Origin of the sequence: Fodinicola acaciae, from assembly GCF_010993745.1 — a bacterium.
GTDB lineage: Bacteria > Actinomycetota > Actinomycetes > Mycobacteriales > HKI-0501 > Fodinicola > Fodinicola acaciae.
Genome location: NZ_WOTN01000001.1, coordinates 2,172,542 through 2,194,502, shown reverse-complemented (window position 1 = coordinate 2,194,502; position 21,961 = coordinate 2,172,542). Strand labels below are relative to the sequence as shown.

The window sequence follows — 21,961 nt, the reverse complement described above, 5'->3', positions numbered from 1 at the left end:
AAATGTCCGTTTTAATGCCTTGTTGGCCAAGTATTACGCAGTCAGCCCGCCTCACCTGCATTGTCAGCCACATGAGCCACACCAGCACCCGTGATCGGCGTCCATACCGACGGGTTGCTTCCAACACGTGACCGCGCAAGCTCGGAAAACCCGACCCCGCACGCAACCGCCGCCCGCACCCCCATGCACACCGATTGGCGTTCCCGCGCCCCCCTCCCTTGAGGTCGCCCTCCGCGCAGGAGCGCCTGCCGCGCAGGCGAAACCCAACCACCCCCTGACGCAACAACCAGAAAGCCCAACCACCCCCTGGCGCGACCAACAAGAGACGCAACCACCTCTCCAACGCCCCGAGGGAAACGCCCAACCACCCTCTCCAACGCAACAGCACACGAAGCACCACCTACCGCCACCCCGACCCAGCTCCCCCGGCACCACGGACAACCACCCACCCGCCCCTCCTCGCAGGTGGCATACGCACCTCCTTGGGACCGGCTGTTACGGTGCCAGCGACCAAGAGGCAGGGAGGTGCGATGCGGTTCCGCGTGCTGGGGCCGCTCGCGGTGTTGCCTGACAAGGGGCCGGAGGTGGCGCTGCGGTCCGGCAACCAGCGGATCGTGCTGTCGGTGTTGTTGAGCGCCCGCGGCCGGCCGGTGTCGGCGGAGCGGCTGATCGCGGCCGTGTGGCCGGCCGGGCCACCGCGTACGGCGGCCAACAGCCTGCAGGTGGCGATCCACCACCTCCGGCAGCTGTTCGGTGACCCGGCGCGGCTGACTCTCGGACCCGGCGGCTACACGCTGCACGTACGGCCGGAGGAGGTCGACGCCGAGGTCTTCGAGCGGCAGGTGGCCGCCGGCCGGCTGCGCGAGGCGTTGGCGCTGTGGCGCGGTCCGGCGTACGACCAGGTCAGCGACGACCCGGGCGTACGCGCGGAGGCGGCGCGGCTGCAGGAGGCCTGGCTGACCGCGGTCGCCGCGCGGATCGACGCCGACCTGGCCGCCGGTCAGGCCGCGGAGCTGGTCGGCGAGCTGCGCCACCTGGTACGCGAGCATCCGGCGCGCGAGCGGTTCGTCGGCCAGCTGATGACGGCGCTCGACCGCAGCGGCCGCCGCGCCGAGGCCATCGAGGCATATCACGACAGTCGCCGCGCGCTCGGGCCAGGCGTCCAGCCTGGCGCCAAGCTGCAGAAGGTGCTGCAGGCGCTGCTCGACGCCGAGCTGGAGGTCGACGGCCTGCCGCCGGCACCGGCCGGTTTCCGCGGCCGCCAGGCCGAGCTCGCCGAGCTGCGCGCGCTCCTGCGTGCCGGTGCGGTGGCGATCTCGGGTCGTTGGGGAGTCGGCAAGAGCGCGCTCGCGATCCGGCTGGCGCACCTCGTACGCGACGACTATCCGGACGGCCAGCTGTACGGCGACCTGCGCGCCGGCGACGACGTGCTCGGCCGGTTTCTGGCCGCCTTCGGCGCCGAGAGTCCGGAGGAGCCCGCTGAGCGCGCCGCGCTGTTTCGCAGCCTGGTCGCCGACCGCCGCGTGCTCGTCGTGCTCGACAACGCGACCACGGAGGCGCAGGTCGAGCCGTTGCTGCCGGGCACGCCGAGCTGCGGCGTGATCGTCACCAGCCGCGTACGGCTGGCCGGCCTGCCGGCGCGGCAGCTCGACCTGGCGCCGCTGCCGGAGCGCGACGCGTTGGCCGTGCTCGCCACCGATCGCCGGGACGCGGCCGCCTTGTCGATCGTGTCGCTGTGCGAGCGACTGCCGGTCGCGTTGCAGGCGGCTCATGACGAGCTGGCCACGCGGTCGGTCGCCGGCCTGGCGGAGGCGCTCGCCGATCCGGCGCGGCGGCTTGGCCTGCTCTCGCCGGCCGGCCGAGGCGTACGGGCGTGTCTGGCCACCGGCTACGACGGCCTGTCGCCACCCGTACGCTCGGCCTTTCGCCGGCTGGCGGTCCTGAAGGACCTCACCGGCGAGACGGCCGCCGCGGCGCTCGGCATCCCCTCCCGCGCCGCCGGCGACATCCTTGACCAGCTCGTCGACGTGCGGCTGCTTGACGTCGAAGCGGGCCGCTATCGCTATTCGGAGTTGGTGCGCCTCTTCGCGCTGGAGGTCAGCTGAGGCGAGGTCGACGGCAGGGGGCAGGTTTTCGCTGCCGTCGACCACACCGATACTCGCCGCCGCTGCCTGGTGGTGGACCTTCGGTGACGAGCCCGGACACATCTTCGCCGGTGCCGCTTACGAGCCGGTTTGTTTTGCGCGACGCCGAATTTTCCAACGTTGAACGCGCGGCGGCGTAAAACCACTGGCGTGGCCGGCGACACGATTGCATGATTATGCGACCTAGTGCATAGTTGTACGGAGGCGAGAGGAGATCCGGTGGGGTTACAGGTGGCGGTCGCGGGCGCCAGCGGATACGCGGGTGGGGAGGTGTTGCGCCTGCTGGCCGGACATCCCGAGCTGGAGGTGACGGCGGCGACGGCGTACGAGCAGGCGGGGAAGCGCCTCGGCGAGGTGCATCCACAGCTGGTCACGCTGGCCGAGCTGGTCCTCCAGGAGACCACGGTGGACGCGCTGGCCGGCGCCGACCTGGTGTTTCTGGCGTTGCCGCACGGACAGTCGGCGGCCTTGGCGGCGAAACTGCCGGAACAGACGGCGATCGTCGATCTCGGCGCGGACTTCCGGCTCACCGACGCGGCCGCGTGGGCCCGCTACTACGGCGGCACATACGCCGGCAGCTGGACGTACGGACTGCCGGAGCTGCCGGGTCAGCGCCAGCTGATCGCCGGCGCGAAACGGGTCGCCAACACCGGATGCTATGCGGTGGCCTCGATTCTGGCGCTCGCGCCGCTGATCGCCGCCGGCATCGCGGAGCCGGACGACGTGGTGATCGTGGCGGCCTCCGGCACGTCCGGTGCCGGCCGGTCGGCCAAGCCGCACCTGCTCGGCAGTGAGGTGATGGGCGACCTGTCGCCGTACAAGATCGGCGCGCACCAGCACGTGGCCGAGATCAAGCAGGCCAGCAAAGCGGCATCGGTGTCGATGACACCGGTGCTCGCGCCGATGCCGCGTGGCATCCTCTCCACCGTGACGGTCAAGCCAACAAAGACGACAAAAGCCCAGGACGTGCGCGAGGTTTTGCAGGCGGCGTACGGCGACGAGCCGTTCGTGCACGTCCTGCCGGAGGGGCAGATGCCGCACACGGCGGCGACTTTCGGCAGCAACTCGGCACATCTGCAGGCTGGCGTCGACATCGACTCGGGACGGCTCATCGTCACGAGCGCGATCGACAACCTCGGCAAGGGCGCCGCCGGCCAGGCCGTACAGAATGCGAACATTGTTCTCGGTCTGGACGAGACGACCGGCCTGCCGATCAACGGAGTGGCACCGTGAGCGTCACGTTTCCGGCCGGGTTCCGCGCCGCCGGCGTCACCGCCGGACTCAAGGACAGCGGCAACAAAGACCTCGCTCTGGTCGTCAACGACGGTCCGCTCGACGTGGCCGCGGCCGTTTTCACCAGTAATCGCTGCAAAGCCAATCCGGTGCTGTGGAGCGAGCAGGCGATCCGCGACGGTCACGCAAAAGCCGTCGTGCTCAATTCCGGCGGCGCCAACTGCTACACCGGCGCCCAGGGTTTCCAGACGACACACGCCACCGCGGAGCTGGTGGGCGAACTCGTCGGCGCCGGCGCGGTCGACGTGATCGTCTGCTCCACCGGCCTGATCGGCGTCAATTTCCATCGCGACAAGCTGCTCGAAGGCGTACGCGTCGCGGCCGACCAACTGTCGCGCGATGGTGGCGCCGACGCCGCCGAGGCGATCATGACGACCGACACGCATTCCAAGCAGTCGCTCGTACGCACCGAAGGCTGGAGTGTCGGCGGCATGGCGAAAGGTGCCGGCATGCTCGCGCCGGCATTGGCCACCATGTTGGTCGTCATCACCACGGATGCCGTCGTGGACACCGAAATCTGCGACGAGGCATTGCGCGCCGCCACCGCGAAAACCTTCGACCGCCTCGATTCCGACGGCTGCCAGTCGACCAACGACACGGTCGTGTTGATGGCGTCAGGCGCCTCCGGCGTGAGCGTCGACGCACACGAGCTGACGGCCGCCGTCACGAATGTTTGCCAGGATCTGGCGATGCAACTTCTCGGCGATGCCGAGGGATCCGCGCACGAGATCACCATCGAGGTCGTCAACGCTGCCTCTGAGGCCGATGCACTGGAGGTCGGCCGCGCCGTCGCTCGCAGCTCGCTGTTCAAATGCGCCATCTACGGCGAGGACCCCAACTGGGGACGCGTACTCGCCGCGGCCGGCACGACCAAGGCGGTTTTCGAGCCACACCAACTGGACGTGGCGATCAACGGGGTCCAGGTGTGCACGGGTGGCGAGCCGGACGAGTCGCCGGAGAAGGTCGTTTTCGACGGCCGCGCGGTGAACGTACGCGTCGACCTGCACGCCGGTGCTGAGTCCGGGACGATCTGGACCAACGACCTCACCGAGGCCTACGTCCACGAGAACTCGGCGTACTCGACGTGACCACGCAGATTCCGGCGCACGCCGTGGAAGCGATCGTCAAGGCGCAGACGCTGATCGAGGCTTTGCCATGGCTGCAACGGTTTTACGGCAAGGTCGTGGTGATCAAGTACGGCGGTCACGTGATGACCGACCGCGCGCTCACCGAGGCCTTCGCCGAGGACCTGATTTTCCTGCGTGCCGCGGGAATCCGGCCGGTCGTCGTGCACGGCGGCGGTCCGCAGATCTCCTCGATGCTGCACCGGCTCGGCATCGACAGCGAGTTCCGCGGCGGTTTGCGAGTGACCACACCGGAAACTCTCGAAGTCGTACGGATGGTGTTGGTCGGCCAGGTCGGTCGCGAGCTGGTCAACACGTTGAACGCGCACGGGCCGTACGCGGTCGGCATGTCGGGCGAGGACGGCCGGCTGCTCACCGCGACGCGCCGGTCGGCGTATGTGAACGGCGAGGCGATCGACGTCGGTCTGGTCGGCGATGTCGAAAGCGTCAACCCGGACGCCGTCACCGACCTCATCGAGGCCGGCCGGATCCCGGTGATTTCCACGGTCGCACCGGATACCGACGGACAGGTGCACAACCTCAACGCCGACACGGCCGCGGGCGCGCTGGCGATCGCGCTCGGCGCGGAGAAGCTGATCGTGCTCACCGATGTCGAGGGCCTGTATGCCAACTGGCCGGACCGCGACTCGCTGATCCGCCGGATCAACGCCGCCGACCTGGAAAAACTGCTGCCCACATTGGACAGTGGCATGGTGCCGAAGATGGAGGCGTGCCTGCGCGCCGTGCAAGGCGGTTGCACCGGCGCGCACGTCATCGACGGCCGGCTGCCGCACTCCGTACTGCTGGAAATCTTCACCCCGGAGGGGATCGGAACGATGGTGGACCCGTCATGAGCATCCTCGATCAGTGGCAATCGTCGATCATGGACACGTACGGTCCGCCACGCGCCGCGCTGGTGCGTGGCGAAGGCGCTGTCGTCACCGACGAAACCGGAAAGTCCTATGTGGACATGTTCGGCGGCATCGCGGTGAACGCGCTCGGCCACGCGCATCCGGCGGTCGTACGCGCGGTCACCGAGCAGGTCTCCACGCTCGCGCACGTCTCGAACTTCTTCGCCACACCACCGGTCGTCGCGCTGGCCGAACGACTCCTCGCGCTGACCGGCCGCTATGGCAGGGCATATTTCGCAAACTCCGGCACCGAGGCGGTCGAGGCGGCGATCAAGCTGTCGCGGCGCACCGGTCGTACGCACCTGGTCGCGACCGATGAGGCGTTCCACGGCCGCACGATGGGGTCGCTGTCGCTGACCGGCCAGCCCGCGAAGACCGAGCCTTTCCAGCCATTGCTGCCAAACGTCACGCACGTGCCGTTCGGTGACGTGGAGGCGCTGAAAGCCGCGGTCACCGAGGAAACCGCGATGGTCATCATCGAGCCGATCCTCGGCGAGGCCGGCGTCATTCCGGCGCCACCCGGATATCTCAGCGCCGCGCGTCAGCTCACCGCCGACAAAGGCGCTTTGCTGGCCATCGACGAGATCCAGACCGGCATCGGCCGGACCGGCGCGTGGTTCGCGTACCAGGCGGAAGGGATCGAGCCGGACGTCGTCACCGTCGCGAAGGCGCTCGGCGGCGGCCTGCCGATCGGCGTCTGCTTGGCTTTCGGCCCTGCCGCTGAGCTTCTGACGCCTGGCATGCACGGCACGACCTTCGGCGGCAACCCGATCTGCTGCGCCGCCGCACTGGCCACATTGGACACGATCGAGTCCGACGGTCTGCTGGACCGGGCGAAAACACTCGGAGAGCGGATCGTCAGCGGCATCGACGCCTTGAAACATCCGAAAATCGCGAAGGTGCGCGGTGCCGGCCTGTTGCTCGGTGTCGTGACAACGGATCCGATCGCCAAGCAAACGCAGGCGTTCCTGCAGGAGGCCGGATATCTGGCCAACGCCACCTCCGCGGAGGTGCTCCGGCTGGCGCCGCCGCTCGTCCTCACCGACGAACAGGCCGACGGTTTCATCGCCGCTTTGCCCGCGGCGCTGGACAGGGCGAGCACGTGACCCGGCATTTCCTGCGCGACGACGACCTCACACCGGCCGAGCAGGCCGAGGTGCTGGAGCTGGCCGCCGCCATGAAAGCCGAGCCGTACGCCCGCCAGCCACTGGCCGGTCCGCGGTCGATTGCCGTGGTTTTCGAGAAACCGTCGACGCGTACGCGGCTGTCCTTCGACGCCGGCATCGCCGAGCTCGGTGGGCATCCGATCGTCGTCGACGCGCGGAATTCGCAGCTGGGACGCGGAGAAACGGTCGCCGACACGGCTCGCGTGCTGTCCGAGTACGTGTCCGCGATCGTCATCCGTACCTTCGGCGACGACCGGATCGCCGAGCTGGCGGCAGCCGCGACCGTGCCGGTGGTCAACGCACTCACCGACGGCTTCCATCCGTGTCAGCTGTTGGCGGACTTGCTGACGGTCAAAGAGAAGTTTGGCCGCACGTCCGGCGTCACGCTCGCTTATCTCGGCGATGCCGGCAACAACATGGCGGCGTCGTATCTGGTCGCCGGCGCCACCGCCGGCATGCACGTACGTGTCGCCGGTCCGGAAGGTTTCGACCCGTCGCCTGAGGTCGTGGCGAAGGCGGAGACGATCGCCAAGGAGACCGGGGGATCGGTCGCCGTGCTGCGGGATCCGCGCGAGGCGGCGGAAAACGCGGACGTGCTGGCGACCGACACCTGGACCTCGATGGGTCAGGAGAACGACGGCGCCGACCGGCACGGTCCGTTTCGACCGTACACAGTGGACAGTGCCGCGGTGGCTCGTGCGGCCGATCACGTGGTTGTTTTGCATTGCCTGCCGGCACACCGCGGCGAGGAGATCACCGACGAGGTGATGGACGGCGAGTACAGCGCGGTGTGGCAGCAGGCCGGCAACCGTAAGCACGCGCAGAAGGCGCTCCTGGCCTGGTTGTTGGAGAACTCATGACATCGGCCCCACCGACGAAAGCCGCGCGCCACGCGCGGATCGCCGAGCTCGTCCGTACGCGTGCGATCAAGTCGCAGGCCGAGCTGGTGAGCCTGCTCGCCGAGATGGGGCTGACCGTCACGCAGGCCACGCTCTCGCGCGACCTGGAGGAGCTCGGCGCGGTGAAGCTGCGTGGCGCCGACGGCGAGCCGTCGGTGTACGTGATGCCGGACGAAGGGGAGGGGCCGCTGCGGCCCTCGGTCGACGCGCCGGCGCGGATGGTCCGCGTGCTGGAGGAGCTGCTGACCTCGGCCGAGGCAAACGGCAACCTGGTGGTGTTGCGAACACCGCCTGGCGCGGCCCAGTACGTGGCATCGGCACTGGACCGCTCCGGGCTTTCCGACATCCTCGGCACCATCGCCGGCGACGACACCATCCTGGTGATCGCTCGCGAGGCCGATGGCGGCGAGAAACTGGCCGAGAAAATGCGCCGCTGGGCTCAGCGCGCCGAATAAGGACCTCAATGGCTTCCACAACCGATACTCACGTAGGGTCGGATGACGTGACGACGCAGCAACCGACCCGACTCTGGGGTGGCCGGTTCGCCGGCGGGCCCGCCGACGCGCTCGCGAAGCTCTCGGTGTCCGTCCAGTTCGACTGGCGGCTCGCGCCGTACGACATCGCCGGCTCACGCGCTCACGCGAAGGTGCTCGCACGAGCCGGCCTGCTGACCTCCGAGGAGCTCGGCTCGATGCTCGCCGCGCTGGACGACCTGGAGGCGGCCTGCCGCTCCGGCGAGTTCAAGCCGACCATCGACGACGAGGACGTACACACGGCGTTGGAGCGCGGCCTGATCGAGCGGCTCGGCGCGCTCGGCGGCAAGCTGCGTGCCGGCCGGTCGCGCAACGACCAGATCGCGACGCAGTTCCGGATGTACTGCCGCGACCACGCACGTGTCGTCGGCCGGTTGCTGGCCGAACTGTCCGAGGCGTTGTGCGACCAGGCCGAGCAACACCTCGGTGCGCCGCTGCCAGGTCGTACGCACCTGCAGCACGCGCAGCCCGTCCTGCTTTCGCATCATCTTCTGGCTCACGTGCAGGCATTCGCACGGGACGCGTCGCGACTGCGCGACTGGGACGCGCGTGTTGCGTACTCGCCCTACGGCTCCGGCGCACTGGCCGGCTCGTCGCTCGGACTCGACCCGGCTTTCGTGGCCAGCGAGCTGGGTTTCGATGGACCGGTGGCCAACTCGATCGACGGCACCGCCTCCCGCGACTTCGCCGCCGAGCTGGCGTTTGTCCTCGCGATGCTCGGTGTGAACCTGTCGCGGCTCGCCGAGGAGATCGTCATCTGGACGACCGCCGAGTTTTTCTACGCTGTGCTGGACGACGCGTACGCGACCGGCTCGTCGATCATGCCGCAGAAGAAAAACCCGGACATCGCCGAGCTCGCGCGCGGCAAAACCGGCCGGTTGGTGGGAAATCTGAGCGGTCTGCTCACCGCACTGAAAGGCCTGCCGCTCGCGTACAACCGTGACTTGCAGGAGGACAAGGAGCCGGTCTTCGACTCACTGGAGACGCTCGAGACGGTGCTGCCCGCGTTCATCGGGATGATCTCGACGATCCGCTTCAACACCGAACGGATGGCCGAAACCGCTCCACTCGGGTTCACCCTGGCAACCGACGTGGCAGAGTGGCTCGTCCGCCAGGGCGTCGCCTTCCGCGACGCACACGAGATCGCCGGCGAGTGCGTACGCGCGTGCGAAGCCCGCGATATCGAGCTGTCCGACCTCACCGACACCGACCTCGCCGCCATCTCCCCACACCTGACTCCAGCCGTCCGCTCAGTGCTCACCGTCGAGGGCTCCATCGCCTCGCGCAATGCCATCGGGGGGACGGCGCCTGAGCGCGTACGCGAGCAGCTGGCTGGGGCCCGGAATGATGTCGAGGTCCAGCGGGAGTGGGCTGCTCGGGGGTAGTCGGTCTAGGAGTGTCCTAGGAGCGGCTGGTTTTCATGATTGTTGCGTTTGGGGTGGTTGGGTTCTCATTTTTGTTGCGTTTGGGGGTGGTGGCGCCTTCGCGGCGGGCGCTCCTGCGCGGAGGGCGACCTCAAGGGGAGGGGCGCGCGGGGTTTCGTTGTTGGTTGGGTTGGGTGCGGCGGGTGCGGTTGTGTTTGTGGTGTGGTCCGGTTTGTCCGTTCTCCCCCGCCGGCGTCCGGAGGATGAGCACATTCTGGCCGGGCCTGCCGAGCTTTCGTGCGTGGTTGGTTTGCGTACGCGGCAGGCCCGGCCAGAATGTGCTCAAGCAGAGCTCGCCGACGGGGGAGAACGGACAAACCGGACCAGGAGTGTGGCTGGGGCGCCGGCGGTGCCGTGGCGTCTCAGCGGGTGGCGTGGGGGTCCAGTATGTGGGATGCGAAGGCGTATGGAGCGCTAAATGTCCGGCTTGTGAGGGTCGTGGATGGCATGAATGTCGAGTTACTTGCGTTGGACGCAAGGAACAAGGCTTTCACGCCGCCGTGATCTCCGGAGGCTGTGACGGGTGTGACTACCGAGGCTGATAATGCTGTTGTGGCTGCTCGGCTGCAACAGATGTCGGTTTTGATGTCTTGTTAAACAAGTATTACGCAGTCAGCCGCTACGGCACGATCGTTTAGCGTCCATCCCGACGGGTTGCTTCCCATACGTGACCGAGCAAGCCTGGAGAACCCAGCCCCGCCCGCAACCGCCGCCCGCATCCCCAATGCACATGATTGGCGGCCACGCGCCCCCTCCCTTGAGGTCGCTCGCCGCGTAGGCGCGCCCGCCGCGCAGGCGAAAAAACCAACCACCCCCTGACGCAACAAAACATAAAACGCAACCACCCACCCAACGCAACAATCAGAAAACCCAACCCCCTCGCCAACGCAGCAACCTGAAACCCCAACCACCCCTCACCGACGCAACAACCGGAAACTCCAACGATCCCCGGACACTCAGTCGTCCTCTTCCTCCGACACCGGCGACACCGACAAAATCCGACCGAGATGAAAAGCGCGATCGTCCTGCCGCAAACGACACCACGCATGCAGCACCGGACCGTCGAGATCGAGCTGCTCGATCACCCGACGGCTACGTTTCCCGCTCTGTGACCGATATTCGATCATCACCGGCCGCTCATCGTCGATAGCGAAGGCCAGCGTGACCAGCTCCGGGGCGCTGAGTTGCGGCACCAGTGGCGCGATCTGTTCGGCGGTGGGGCTTGGCTGTGGCAGCTCAGGTTCGCCGTCCTCACCGGCGAGGAGCTGGCGCGCGACGGCGGCGTAGTCGACGCGCTTCAACTGGACGCGGCGGCGCGGTGGCGAGCGGTGTGTCGTCAGGCGCTCGACGACCGGCTCGCCGTCGGCGGACTCGGCGACTGGTGCGAAGCCGGCGGCGCGGAGTGCAGCGATGGTGTCTTTGAGCGGCTTCGGACTCGCCAGTACGGTCGGCGCCAGCAAGCGCAGCCCGAGCTTGCGCAGCCGCTTGTCCGCGGCCACCTCCGCCAGCAGCGCGGTGTCCTCGGACCGCAGGCAGCAGGCGACCTTGATCGCGCGGATGTGTCCGTACGTACGGCCAACGTCGCGGATCAGGTAGCCGAGCGGCTGCGGCAACGTGCCGGCGGCGACCGCCTCGATCTCGGCGAGCAGCTGCTCGGCGGTGTAGCCGGCGTCGAAGGCACGGCGCACGCTGGCGGGCGAAAACCGCCATGTCGACGCGGTGCCGGACGCCTCCGGATCGGCGGCCAGGTCGAGCAGCTTGCGCAGTGCCGCGCTCGGTGTGCCGCCGACGATCGCGGTCAGATCGCTCTGCAGCCGTACGGAGTGCTCGGTCTCGCCGACACCGGCGAGCACCTTGGTCAGGTCGTCGCCGGCCAGCAGCGCGTGGCCGATCGGACTGACCGCGCCGGCGCCGACGACGCCGAGGAACTCCGCCTCCTGCCAGCACGCATGCGCGGCGGCCTCGTGTTCGGAGCCGTCCTGGCCGTCCTCGTCGGCTGGCCAGGCCAGCGCGGCCGACCAGCGGGCGTGCTCGATCACCGAGTCGAGGTCGACGCGGCCGTACGGTGCCGCCGACCTGATCAGCTGCTGGCGGAACAGCGCCACGCTGAGCTCGGGACGCCTGGCGATGGACCGTGACGGCGGGACGGGCACTTCCCACCAGATGGCCAGCAGGCTGGCGATCTGTTCGGCCGGCTGCTGCGCCCGCCAAGCGTCGTAGTCCGCTGTCGGCGACACGCCGCGCTCATCGACCGACGCGATCCCCAGCGATCCGGCGAGCCGCAGCGCGGTGTGCACCTCCAGCTCATCGGCGCTGTGCTCCTTGCCGATCCGGCGCAGCTCGCGTACGCCGATGTGGCCGCTCTTCAGCACTGGGATCGGCTTGACGCCGGCCTGGTCCAGCGAGGCGGTGACGACGCGCAGCAGCCTGCCGACGCTGGCCATCGCGTCGGCGGTGACGCGCTCGCTGTCGACCGGCTCGTGCGCTACCTCCGGCGGCACCGGCTGGAACGGAGCGTGGTGCTCGTCGTCGCGCAACGCGAGCATCACCTCGGCCGGCATCACCAGGGCGTTGTAGTACCAGTCGCTGGGGATCAGCAGTCCACGCTGCTGGGCCCACTGCGCCGGCGTCTGTCGCTCGGCGAACATCGGCGGAGCGACCACCTCGCCGGTACGCGAGATTCGGTGCAGTAGCGCGCCGACCTCCTCGTCCGCCTCGTCGACGACCTGCCGGACGAAGTCGTGGTCGGTCAGCGCGGCGACGACGGCGTCGATCAGGTCCTGCTTGCGGGACGGCCGGTCGCGGCCGAGCGCGGTGAGGATGCCGGCGAGGGCGGAGACGGTCAGCTCGGCCAGGTACGGGCCGATCGGGGGACCGAGGTCGAGCGGCGACTCCCAGGCCAGCGCGGCCGTGGTGACCAGCCGTACGCGGCCGACCGTCGCGCCGTGGTCGGTGACCACTGAGAGATGGCGCTGCGCCGCCACCTCGTCCAGCAGCCCGTATGCCCGAAGGACGCTGAGACAGCGCTGGAGGTCGTCGTCGCGCGGACTGACCCCCAGCAACCGCGCCAACTCCTTGACCGACGGTTCGCTGCCCAGCGCGGCGAGCGCTTCGCAGACCTGGATCGTCGGCAGGTCGAGCCGCTGCAGCGCGCGTACGACGGAGTTGGGGTGCTGGAGATGGTTGGCCAGTGCGAGCAGGCTGTCCGGCGCCGGGTCGGCGGCGTCCGGCCGGCGGCGGAGCAGCTCGGCGAGCCCGTCCTCACCGAGCCGGCGCAGGCCTTCCGCGTCCACGCCGTCAGCTCACCTTTCGCAGCCGGGTCGCGAAGAACTCTGCGGCGGCGCGCGGGTCCTCGGCCTGCGTGATGGCGCGTACGACCACGACTCGCCGCGCGCCGGCCTCGATCACCTCGTCGAGACGATCGGCGTCGATGCCGCCGATCGCGAACCACGGCCGCTCGGAGCCGGCGGTCGCGCGCACCAAGCTGAGGCCCGGCGCCGGCCGGCCCGGCTTGGTCGGCGTCGGCCAGCACGGCCCGGTGCAGAAGTAGTCGACGCCTGGCTCGGTCGCCGCGGCCGACGCCTGGCCGACGTCGTGTGAGGACCGGCCGATCACGACATCGTCGCCGACGATCCGCCTGGCCCAGGAAACCGGCAGGTCGTCCTGTCCGAGATGCAGGACGTCGGCACCGGCGGCGAGCGCGATGTCGGCGCGGTCGTTCACCGCGAACAGCGCACCGTGCCGCTCGCACGCCTCAGCGAGGATCTCCAGCGCGGCCAGCTCCTCGCGCGCTTCCAGCGGACCGTCCGGACCCTTGTCGCGCAGCTGCACGATGTCGACGCCACCGGCCAGCGCCGCGTTCACGAACTCGGCCAGATCTGCGCGGTCGCGACGCGCGTCCGTACACAGATAGAGCCTCGCGTCGGCGAGGCGGTGGCGGGGGTCGCTGTTCATGGTTCCGACCGTAGCGAGTCTCCGGGTTAGGATGGCAGTTGGTCCGCACGGGAGCCTGGGCAAGCCGGGCTGAGAGGAAGCGCGATCCGCTTCGACCGTCGAACCTGATCCGGGTCATGCCGGCGCAGGGAGCGTGGTGATCGGTGACAGCTCGTACGTTGATCGTGGTCGGCGGTGGCGTCGTCGGTCTCTCCATCTGTTGGCGCGCCTCGGCGTCATGGCAGGTCACACTGGTCGATCCTGCCGCCGGCAGCGGCGCGTCGGCGGTCGCTGGCGGGATGCTCGCGCCGGTCACCGAGGCGTGGCACGGCGAGGAGCCGTTGCTGGAGCTCGGCGCCGCCTCGCTCGATGCCTGGCCCGCATACGCCGATGATCTTGCGTCCGCCGCCGGCGTGCCGGCCGGTCTGCGGACGGACGGGACGATCGTGGTCGCCGCGGACGGCACCGATCGCGCCGAGCTCGACCGGCTGGCGGCCTTCCTGGACGGTCTCGGCCGCCAGGTGCGGTCGCTGCGGCCGCGCGAGGTCCGCGAGCTGGAGCCGGCGGTCGCCGGTCCGGTCCGCGGCGGGTTGTCCGTACCGCACGACCACGCGGTCGACAACCGTCAGCTGATGACCGCGTTGTCCCTGGCCATCCGTGACGTGCCGGTCGTACGGACAGCGGCCGCGTCGGTACGCGGCGGCGAGGTGACCCTCGCCGGCGGCGGTGTCCTGCGCGCCGATGCCGTCGTGCTGGCGGCCGGTGCGTACAGCGGCCGGCTCCACGAGCGGTTGTCGCGGGTCGTACGACCGGTGAAAGGCGAGATCCTGCGGCTGCGCGCGCGTCCTGGCACTGTCGGTCCACCGCGGCGGACCGTACGCGCGCTGGTCGCTGGCCGCGCGATGTATCTGGTGCCGCGCGATGACGGCGGTGTGGTGCTCGGCGCGACGCAGTACGAGGCCGGCTTCGACACGCGGGTGACGGTGGGCGGCGTACGCGATCTGTTGGCCGACGCCGAGCGGATCGTGCCGGAGATCGGGGAGTACGAGCTGGTCGAGTGCTCCGCCGGATTGCGGCCGGGCACGCCGGACAACCGGCCGGTGATCGGCTGGCTGGAGGACGGCCTGCTGGTCGCCACCGGCCATCACCGCAACGGCATCCTGCTCGCGCCGGTGACGACCGACATCGTGCGGGACGTACTGGCCGGTGGCGAGCCGCCGGCGGCGGTCCGTCCGGACCGCTTCAGCGTGGAGGTGGCGAGATGAAAGCGCAGGTCAACGGCGTCGATCGGGAGCTGGCCGACGACGCGACGGTGGCCGCGGTGATCGACCTTCTGGCGATCCCGACCGGTGGCATCGCGGTCGCGTTGGACGACGCGGTGGTGCCGCGGTCGGAGTGGGGCACGACGTACGTACCGGATGGCGGCCGGGTGGAGATCCTGACCGCCACGCAGGGAGGTTGACCGATGGACGACCCACTGGTGATCGCCGGCCGTGAGTTCACCTCGCGGCTGGTCATGGGGACCGGCGGGGCCACCAGCCTGGAGGCACTGGAACGCGCGCTCGTCGCGTCGAACACCGAGCTGACGACCGTCGCGATGCGGCGCGCCGACGCCGCCGGCCGCACCGGTGTGCTTGATTTGCTGCGAAAACTCGGCATCGAGCCGTTGCCGAACACCGCCGGGTGCCGGACGGCCGCCGAGGCGGTGCTGACCGCGCAACTGGCTCGCGAGGCGCTGGCTACGTCGTGGGTCAAGCTGGAGGTGATCGCCGACGACCAGACGCTGCTGCCGGACCCGGTGGAGCTGCTGGACGCGGCCGAGCGGCTCGTCGACGACGGCTTCACGGTGTTGCCGTACACCAACGACGATCCCGTCCTGGCTCAACGACTCGAACAGGCCGGCTGCGCCGCCGTGATGCCGCTGGGGTCGCCGATCGGCACTGGACTGGGGATCCGCAACACGCACAACATCGAGCTGATCGTCGCGCGCGCCGGCGTGCCGGTGATCCTCGACGCCGGCATCGGCACGGCCTCCGACGCGGCGCTCGCGATGGAGCTCGGGTGCTCTGCCGTGCTGCTCGCGACCGCGGTGACCCGCGCCGACGACCCGGAACGGATGGCCGCCGCGATGCGCCTGGCCGTCGACGCCGGCCGCCAGGCCCACCGTGCCGGCCGCATCCCCAAACGTTTCTGGGCCCAGGCCTCGTCCCCGGCCCGCTGAACTACCCGCTACGCCGCGAAACTGTCATACCCACCTGCCAATCTGGCCCCCACCCAGAACGGGTGGGGGGTGGGTTCGCGTGGAATGTTGACAAGCAAGAAAAGTTGATCTTGAGGAGAGGCGTGGCGAGGACGCTTGAGCAGGCACTGGCCGGCGACCCGGTGACGGCGGCGAAACGGCTGTTGGGCTGCACGCTGGTTGCCAACGGCGTGACCCTGCGGCTGGTCGAGGTCGAGGCGTACGCCGGCGTCGGCGAGGACCCGGGCTCACACGCTCACCGCGGCCGGACACCACGCAACACGTCGATGTTTTCCCAGCCTGGCACGCTTTACGTCTACTTCACGTACGGGATGCACTTCTGCGCCAACGTCGCCTGCCGGCCCGCCGGGGTCGGGTCGGCGGTGCTGCTGCGCGCCGGCGAGGTGGTCGACGGCGTGGAGCTGGCCAGAGAACGCCGGCGTGGCTCGACCGATCGCGATCTGGCGCGCGGCCCGGCGCGCCTGGCGCAATGCATGGGCCTGGATCGCACCTCCGACGGCGTCGATCTGCTGGCGGAGGGGTCGGCGGTACGCCTGGTCGCCGGCAAGCCGGTCGCGGCGAAGCGGATCCTCAGCGGTCCGCGGACCGGTGTCGCCGGTGACGGAGCGGCCACGCCGTGGCGGTTCTGGATCGACGGCGAGCCGACCGTCTCGCCCTACCGGCCGGCGGTGAAACGTGTTCGTACCGGCAAAAACCAGACCGCATAGCCGGTCACCAGCGCAAACAATCAGCTGTTGCGTGGGTGAACGGCTGTGGCTGGTGAGGTGTGACCGGCGACACTGGCCGCGGATTTGACTCGGCCGTCCACTCGCACGTAACTTTCTCTCTGCCAGCGGGGCACCGGACGGAAATCGGACGGCCTGCTGGAACCTCCGACCCCCACTCAGGCGGTGAAAATCCGCCGAGGTAAGGTTGTGGGGTTGGCAAAAACCAGGAGCGAACCGCACGACCGGGTGAGCGACTGGAGGGGGACCCCCACTACGACGGCGAAAACCGACGGAGTAAGGTTCTCCGAGGCGCCAGGGAGACCGAGAGGCGAAACTGGCGGCGGTTGTTCTTTGAGAACTCAACAGCGTGTTGGATTGTCAGTGCCAAATTATCCCGTGCCTGGCGTTCTGGCAAGGCCCCGTCGGGGCCGGTGTCGGTCGGCAGGTCGGATTCCTTTGGTATGAGAACAAGTGTCAGCTTGTTTGATTGCCAGGTTCTGCCAAGTTTTGCTTGGCGCTTCGTTGTGTCGATGATCCTGCTCTTTGTTGGGTGGGGGATTCTTATATGCATCTACGGAGAGTTTGATCCTGGCTCAGGACGAACGCTGGCGGCGTGCTTAACACATGCAAGTCGAGCGGAAAGGCCTTTCGGGGTACTCGAGCGGCGAACGGGTGAGTAACACGTGGGCAACCTGCCCCCAACTCTGGGATAAGCCTAGGAAACTGGGTCTAATACCGGATATGACCTTGCACTGCATGGTGTGGGGTGGAAAGTTTTTCGGTTGGGGATGGGCCCGCGGCCTATCAGCTTGTTGGTGGGGTGATGGCCTACCAAGGCGACGACGGGTAGCCGGCCTGAGAGGGCGACCGGCCACACTGGGACTGAGACACGGCCCAGACTCCTACGGGAGGCAGCAGTGGGGAATATTGCGCAATGGGCGGAAGCCTGACGCAGCGACGCCGCGTGAGGGATGACGGCCTTCGGGTTGTAAACCTCTTTCAGCAGGGACGAAGCGTGAGTGACGGTACCTGCAGAAGAAGCACCGGCTAACTACGTGCCAGCAGCCGCGGTAATACGTAGGGTGCGAGCGTTGTCCGGAATTATTGGGCGTAAAGAGCTCGTAGGCGGCTTGTCGCGTCGATTGTGAAATCCCGGGGCTCAACCCCGGGTCTGCAGTCGATACGGGCTGGCTAGAGTGCGGTAGGGGAGACTGGAATTCCTGGTGTAGCGGTGAAATGCGCAGATATCAGGAGGAACACCGGTGGCGAAGGCGGGTCTCTGGGCCGTAACTGACGCTGAGGAGCGAAAGCGTGGGGAGCGAACAGGATTAGATACCCTGGTAGTCCACGCCGTAAACGTTGGGCGCTAGGTGTGGGTTCCCTTCCACGGGATCCGTGCCGCAGCTAACGCATTAAGCGCCCCGCCTGGGGAGTACGGCCGCAAGGCTAAAACTCAAAGGAATTGACGGGGGCCCGCACAAGCGGCGGAGCATGCGGCTTAATTCGACGCAACGCGAAGAACCTTACCAAGGCTTGACATACACCGAAAACTCGTGGAGACACGGGGTCCGTAAGGGCGGTGTACAGGTGGTGCATGGCTGTCGTCAGCTCGTGTCGTGAGATGTTGGGTTAAGTCCCGCAACGAGCGCAACCCTCGTCCTATGTTGCCAGCGGGTTATGCCGGGGACTCATAGGAGACTGCCGGGGTCAACTCGGAGGAAGGTGGGGACGACGTCAAGTCATCATGCCCCTTATGTCTTGGGCTGCACGCATGCTACAATGGCCGGTACAAAGGGCTGCGAAACCGTAAGGTGGAGCGAATCTCAAAAAGCCGGTCTCAGTTCGGATTGGGGTCTGCAACTCGACCCCATGAAGTCGGAGTCGCTAGTAATCGCAGATCAGCAACGCTGCGGTGAATACGTTCCCGGGCCTTGTACACACCGCCCGTCAAGTCATGAAAGTCGGTAACACCCGAAGCCGGTGGCCTAACCCTTTGGGAGGGAGCCGTCGAAGGTGGGATCGGCGATTAGGACTAAGTCGTAACAAGGTAGCCGTACCGGAAGGTGCGGCTGGATCACCTCCTTTCTAAGGAGCAATACCGTTCCCGGGCCGAACGTGTCCGGACGGTGCTCATGGGTGGAACGCTGACAACGGATCGGCTCGATAGAGCCGCGTAACCAGTACTGCTCCCTACAGAGCGTGGAACGTGCGCGGGGATGTCGTTTCGATCTTCTGACACGCTGTTGGGTCCTGAGGGAACAACCGCAAGGTTGTGACCGAAGTGGATCCCATCCGCACCGAACAGCCCGTTCGCCGGACGTTTCGACAAGTCCGGCGAACGAGTATGCGGTGAGCACGGTTGGTGTCCGGGCGTACCTTGAGAACTGCACAGTGGACGTAGAGCATCTTTTATCTTTGTGGCCAAGTTATGAAGGGCACACGGTGGATGCCTTGGCACCAGGAGCCGATGAAGGACGTTGGAGGGTGCGATAAGCCTCGGGGAGTTCCCAACCTAGCTTTGATCCGAGGGTGTCCGAATGGGGTAACCCGGCTGGAGTTATGTCCAGTCACCCGCGTCTGAATATATAGGGCGTGTGGAGGGAACGCGGGGAAGTGAAACATCTCAGTACCCGTAGGAAGAGAAAACAATTGTGATTCCGTGAGTAGTGGCGAGCGAAAGCGGATGAGGCTAAACCTGGCACGTGTGATAGTCGGCGGGCGTTGCGTGTTGGGGGTCGTGGGACCATTTTGATCATTCTGCCGGATGGTCGGGGAGTTAGAAAATTCTTCGTTAGTCGAACATCATGGAAATGGTGGGCGTAGTGGGTGATACCCCCGTAGACGAAAACGAGGAGTCTCCTGAGTGGGATCCCAAGTAGCAGCGAGCTCGTGAAACTCGTTGTGAATCTGGCAGGACCACCTGTCAAGCCTAAATACTCCCTGGTGACCGATAGCGGACAAGTACCGTGAGGGAAAGGTGAAAAGTACCCCGGGAGGGGAGTGAAATAGTACCTGAAACCGTGTGCCTACAAGCCGTCAGAGCGTCCTCAGCCCTTTGTGGTTGTTCGTGATGGCGTGCCTTTTGAAGAATGAGCCTGCGAGTTAGTGGTACGTGGCGAGGTTAACCCGGGTGGGGTAGCCGTAGCGAAAGCGAGTCTGAATAGGGCGTTTGAGTCGCGTGCTCTAGACCCGAAGCGGAGTGATCTACCCATGGCCAGGTTGAAGCGCGGGTAAGACCGTGTGGAGGACCGAACCCACCAGGGTTTAAAACCTGGGGGATGAGCTGTGGGTAGGGGTGAAAGGCCAATCAAACTTCGTGATAGCTGGTTCTCCCCGAAATGCATTTAGGTGCAGCGTTGCGTGTTTCTTGCCGGAGGTAGAGCACTGGATGGCCTAGGGGGCCGACAAGCTTACTGAAGTCAGCCAAACTCCGAATGCCGGTAAGTGAGAGCGTGGCAGTGAGACTGCGGGGGATAAGCTTCGTAGTCGAGAGGGAAACAGCCCAGACCACCAGCTAAGGCCCCTAAGCGTGTGCTAAGTGGAAAAGGATGTGGAGTTGCATAGACAACCAGGAGGTTGGCTTAGAAGCAGCCACCCTTTAAAGAGTGCGTAATAGCCCACTGGTCAAGTGATTCCGCGCCGACAATGTAGCGGGGCTCAAGCACATCGCCGAAGCTGTGGCATTCACACGTTAGCTTGGCCCACTCTTTCGAGTGTGGGTCTAGGTGTGTGGGTGGGTAGGGGAGCGTCGTGCGGCGGGTGAAGCGGCAGGGTGACCTAGTCGTGGATGCCGTGCGAGTGAGAATGCAGGCATGAGTAGCGAAAGACGGGTGAGAAACCCGTCCGCCGGATGACCAAGGGTTCCTGGGCCAGGCTAATCCGCCCAGGGTAAGTCGGGACCTAAGGCGAGGCCGACAGGCGTAGTCGATGGACAACGGGTTGATATTCCCGTACCCGCGAAGAAGCGTCCATGATGAGGCAGCTTTGTGCTAAGCCCCCAAAGCCGCGGATCCCTTCGGGGTGAGGTGGTGGAGCGGGTGACCCCGGGTTGTAGTAGTCAAGCGATGGGGTGACGCAGGAAGGTAGCTGAGCCCGGTGGATGGTAGTGCCGGGGTAAGCGTGTAGGACGAGGTATAGGCAAATCCGTACCTCATGTGTCTGAGACGTGATGCCGACCCGATTGAGGGGAAGTCAGTGATCCTATGCTGTCGAGAAAAGCCTCTAGCGAGCTTCGAGTGGCCCGTACCCCAAACCGACACAGGTGGTCAGGTAGAGAATACCGAGGCGATCGAGTGAACTGTGGTTAAGGAACTCGGCAAATTGCCCCCGTAACTTCGGGAGAAGGGGGGCCGGACGCGTGAAGGCACTTGCTGCTGGAGCGTGGTATGGCCGCAGAGACCAGGGAGAAGCGACTGTTTACTAAAAACACAGGTCCGTGCGAAGTCGTAAGACGATGTATACGGACTGACGCCTGCCCGGTGCTGGAACGTTAAGGGGACCGGTTAGTCCATTCGTGGGCGAAGCTGAGAACTGAAGCGCCAGTAAACGGCGGTGGTAACTATAACCATCCTAAGGTAGCGAAATTCCTTGTCGGGTAAGTTCCGACCTGCACGAATGGCGTAACGACTTCTCCACTGTCTCAACCGCAGACTCGGCGAAATTGCACTACGAGTAAAGATGCTCGTTACGCGCGGCAGGACGGAAAGACCCCGGGACCTTCACTACAGCTTGATATTGGTGTTCGGTTCGGCTTGTGTAGGATAGGTGGGAGACTGTGAAGCTGGCACGCCAGTGTTGGTGGAGTCATCGTTGAAATACCACTCTGGTCGTACTGGATATCTAACTTCGGACCGTGATCCGGTTCAGGGACAGTGTCAGGTGGGTAGTTTAACTGGGGCGGTTGCCTCCTAAAGGGTAACGGAGGCGCCCAAAGGTTCCCTCAGCCTGGTTGGCAATCAGGTGGTGAGTGTAAGTGCATAAGGGAGCTTGACTGTGAGACGGACGTGTCGAGCAGGAGCGAAAGCTGGGACTAGTGATCCGGCACTGGCTGGTGGAAGCGGTGTCGCTCAACGGATAAAAGGTACCCCGGGGATAACAGGCTGATCTTCCCCAAGAGTCCATATCGACGGGATGGTTTGGCACCTCGATGTCGGCTCGTCGCATCCTGGGGCTGGAGTCGGTCCCAAGGGTTGGGCTGTTCGCCCATTAAAGCGGCACGCGAGCTGGGTTTAGAACGTCGCGAGACAGTTCGGTCCCTATCCGCCGCGCGCGTAGGAAACTTGAGAAGGGCTGTCCTTAGTACGAGAGGACCGGGACGGACGAACCTCTGGTGTGCCAGTTGTTCCGCCAGGAGCACGGCTGGTTGGCTACGTTCGGAAGGGATAACCGCTGAAAGCATCTAAGCGGGAAGCTCGCTTCAAGATGAGGTTTCCCACCAGGTTAACTGGGTAAGGCCCCCGGCTAGACCACCGGGTTGATAGGCCGGAAGTGGAAGCGTGGAAACACGTGGAGCTGACCGGTACTAATAGGCCGAGGACTTGACCACATACACAGATTTCTGCTGCTCT

14 protein-coding genes, 2 rRNA genes and 1 riboswitch are annotated in these 21,961 nt (G+C 66.5%); of the genes, 14 read left to right on the top strand and 2 right to left on the bottom strand.

Annotated elements, in window-relative coordinates; translation table 11 throughout:
• Nucleotides 1-530 precede the first annotated feature (530 nt).
• From GNX95_RS10185 to argH, 8 genes are all read left to right on the top strand, one after another.
• Nucleotides 531-2,105: an AfsR/SARP family transcriptional regulator gene (locus tag GNX95_RS10185; RefSeq protein WP_163506849.1), complete on the top strand. Its 1,575-nt coding sequence runs from the start codon at nt 531-533 to the stop codon at nt 2,103-2,105.
• Between the two features lie 258 nt (nt 2,106-2,363).
• The gene (gene argC, locus GNX95_RS10180) at nt 2,364-3,377 is read left to right on the top strand and encodes an N-acetyl-gamma-glutamyl-phosphate reductase (RefSeq protein WP_163506848.1); all 1,014 of its coding nucleotides are present in this window, start codon (nt 2,364-2,366) and stop codon (nt 3,375-3,377) included.
• On the top strand, nt 3,374-4,525 hold the full coding sequence (gene argJ / locus GNX95_RS10175; protein ID WP_163506847.1) for a bifunctional glutamate N-acetyltransferase/amino-acid acetyltransferase ArgJ: 1,152 nt from the start codon (nt 3,374-3,376) through the stop codon (nt 4,523-4,525). Before argC ends, argJ begins: the two co-directional genes overlap by 4 nt.
• A complete protein-coding gene (gene argB, locus GNX95_RS10170) occupies nt 4,522-5,415 on the top strand; it encodes an acetylglutamate kinase (RefSeq protein WP_163506846.1) in 894 nt (297 codons plus the stop codon). Before argJ ends, argB begins: the two co-directional genes overlap by 4 nt.
• A complete protein-coding gene (locus tag GNX95_RS10165; RefSeq protein ID WP_163506845.1) occupies nt 5,412-6,578 on the top strand; it encodes an acetylornithine transaminase in 1,167 nt (388 codons plus the stop codon). The genes argB and GNX95_RS10165 overlap by 4 nt, the downstream gene beginning before the upstream one ends.
• Nucleotides 6,575-7,498, top strand: a complete 924-nt coding sequence (gene argF / locus GNX95_RS10160) for an ornithine carbamoyltransferase (RefSeq protein ID WP_163506844.1) — start codon at nt 6,575-6,577, stop codon at nt 7,496-7,498. Before GNX95_RS10165 ends, argF begins: the two co-directional genes overlap by 4 nt.
• Complete coding sequence (locus GNX95_RS10155) at nt 7,495-7,992, top strand: arginine repressor (RefSeq protein WP_163506843.1); 498 nt, start codon at nt 7,495-7,497, stop codon at nt 7,990-7,992. The genes argF and GNX95_RS10155 overlap by 4 nt, the downstream gene beginning before the upstream one ends.
• A gap of 8 nt (nt 7,993-8,000) precedes the next feature.
• Nucleotides 8,001-9,455, top strand: coding sequence for an argininosuccinate lyase (gene argH, locus GNX95_RS10150; protein ID WP_163506842.1), 1,455 nt, complete (start codon nt 8,001-8,003; stop codon nt 9,453-9,455).
• Between the two features lie 995 nt (nt 9,456-10,450).
• Here argH and GNX95_RS10145 read toward each other — a convergent pair.
• Both GNX95_RS10145 and thiE read right to left on the bottom strand, forming a co-directional pair.
• Nucleotides 10,451-12,787, bottom strand: a complete 2,337-nt coding sequence (locus GNX95_RS10145) for a helicase-associated domain-containing protein (RefSeq protein WP_163506841.1) — start codon at nt 12,785-12,787, stop codon at nt 10,451-10,453.
• Nucleotides 12,788-12,791: 4 nt separating this feature from the next.
• Complete coding sequence (gene thiE / locus GNX95_RS10140; protein ID WP_163506840.1) at nt 12,792-13,448, bottom strand: thiamine phosphate synthase; 657 nt, start codon at nt 13,446-13,448, stop codon at nt 12,792-12,794.
• Nucleotides 13,449-13,485: 37 nt separating this feature from the next.
• A riboswitch (TPP riboswitch) is annotated at nt 13,486-13,596 on the top strand.
• On the opposite strand from thiE, the gene thiO reads away from it, so the two are divergent.
• The 6 genes from thiO to GNX95_RS10110 all read left to right on the top strand — a co-directional run bounded on the left by thiO (nt 13,592) and on the right by GNX95_RS10110 (nt 21,939).
• Nucleotides 13,592-14,692 (top strand): glycine oxidase ThiO, encoded by a 1,101-nt coding sequence (gene thiO, locus GNX95_RS10135; protein ID WP_163506839.1) that lies wholly within the window; start codon nt 13,592-13,594, stop codon nt 14,690-14,692. (Overlaps the previous riboswitch by 5 nt.)
• Nucleotides 14,689-14,889 carry a sulfur carrier protein ThiS gene (thiS, locus tag GNX95_RS10130; protein WP_163506838.1) on the top strand — a complete coding sequence of 67 codons (201 nt, stop codon included), beginning with the start codon at nt 14,689-14,691 and terminating at the stop codon, nt 14,887-14,889. The genes thiO and thiS overlap by 4 nt, the downstream gene beginning before the upstream one ends.
• Before the next feature lie 3 nt (nt 14,890-14,892).
• Nucleotides 14,893-15,648: a thiazole synthase gene (thiG, locus tag GNX95_RS10125; RefSeq protein ID WP_163506837.1), complete on the top strand. Its 756-nt coding sequence runs from the start codon at nt 14,893-14,895 to the stop codon at nt 15,646-15,648.
• 122 nt (nt 15,649-15,770) lie between these two features.
• Entirely contained in the window at nt 15,771-16,394 is a 624-nt protein-coding gene (locus GNX95_RS10120; protein WP_222853494.1) for a DNA-3-methyladenine glycosylase, read from the top strand.
• Nucleotides 16,395-16,964: 570 nt separating this feature from the next.
• Nucleotides 16,965-18,479: ribosomal RNA gene (locus tag GNX95_RS10115) — 16S ribosomal RNA — on the top strand.
• A 334-nt stretch (nt 18,480-18,813) separates the two neighbouring features.
• Nucleotides 18,814-21,939, top strand: a 23S ribosomal RNA gene (locus GNX95_RS10110).
• The 16S and 23S rRNA genes sit together here, the layout of an rRNA operon.
• Nucleotides 21,940-21,961: the final 22 nt, after the last annotated feature.

What these genes read in the sequence shown, in the direction of transcription:
- GNX95_RS10185 (WP_163506849.1), top strand. Translation starts at nt 531, where the DNA reads ATGCGGTTCCGCGTGCTGGGGCCGCTCGCGGTGTTGCCTGACAAGGGG.
- GNX95_RS10165 (WP_163506845.1), top strand. Translation starts at nt 5,412, where the DNA reads ATGAGCATCCTCGATCAGTGGCAATCGTCGATCATGGACACGTACGGT.
- GNX95_RS10155 (WP_163506843.1), top strand. Translation starts at nt 7,495, where the DNA reads ATGACATCGGCCCCACCGACGAAAGCCGCGCGCCACGCGCGGATCGCC.
- argH (WP_163506842.1), top strand. Translation starts at nt 8,001, where the DNA reads ATGGCTTCCACAACCGATACTCACGTAGGGTCGGATGACGTGACGACG.
- thiE (WP_163506840.1), bottom strand. Translation starts at nt 13,448, where the DNA reads ATGAACAGCGACCCCCGCCACCGCCTCGCCGACGCGAGGCTCTATCTG.
- thiS (WP_163506838.1), top strand. Translation starts at nt 14,689, where the DNA reads ATGAAAGCGCAGGTCAACGGCGTCGATCGGGAGCTGGCCGACGACGCG.
- thiG (WP_163506837.1), top strand. Translation starts at nt 14,893, where the DNA reads ATGGACGACCCACTGGTGATCGCCGGCCGTGAGTTCACCTCGCGGCTG.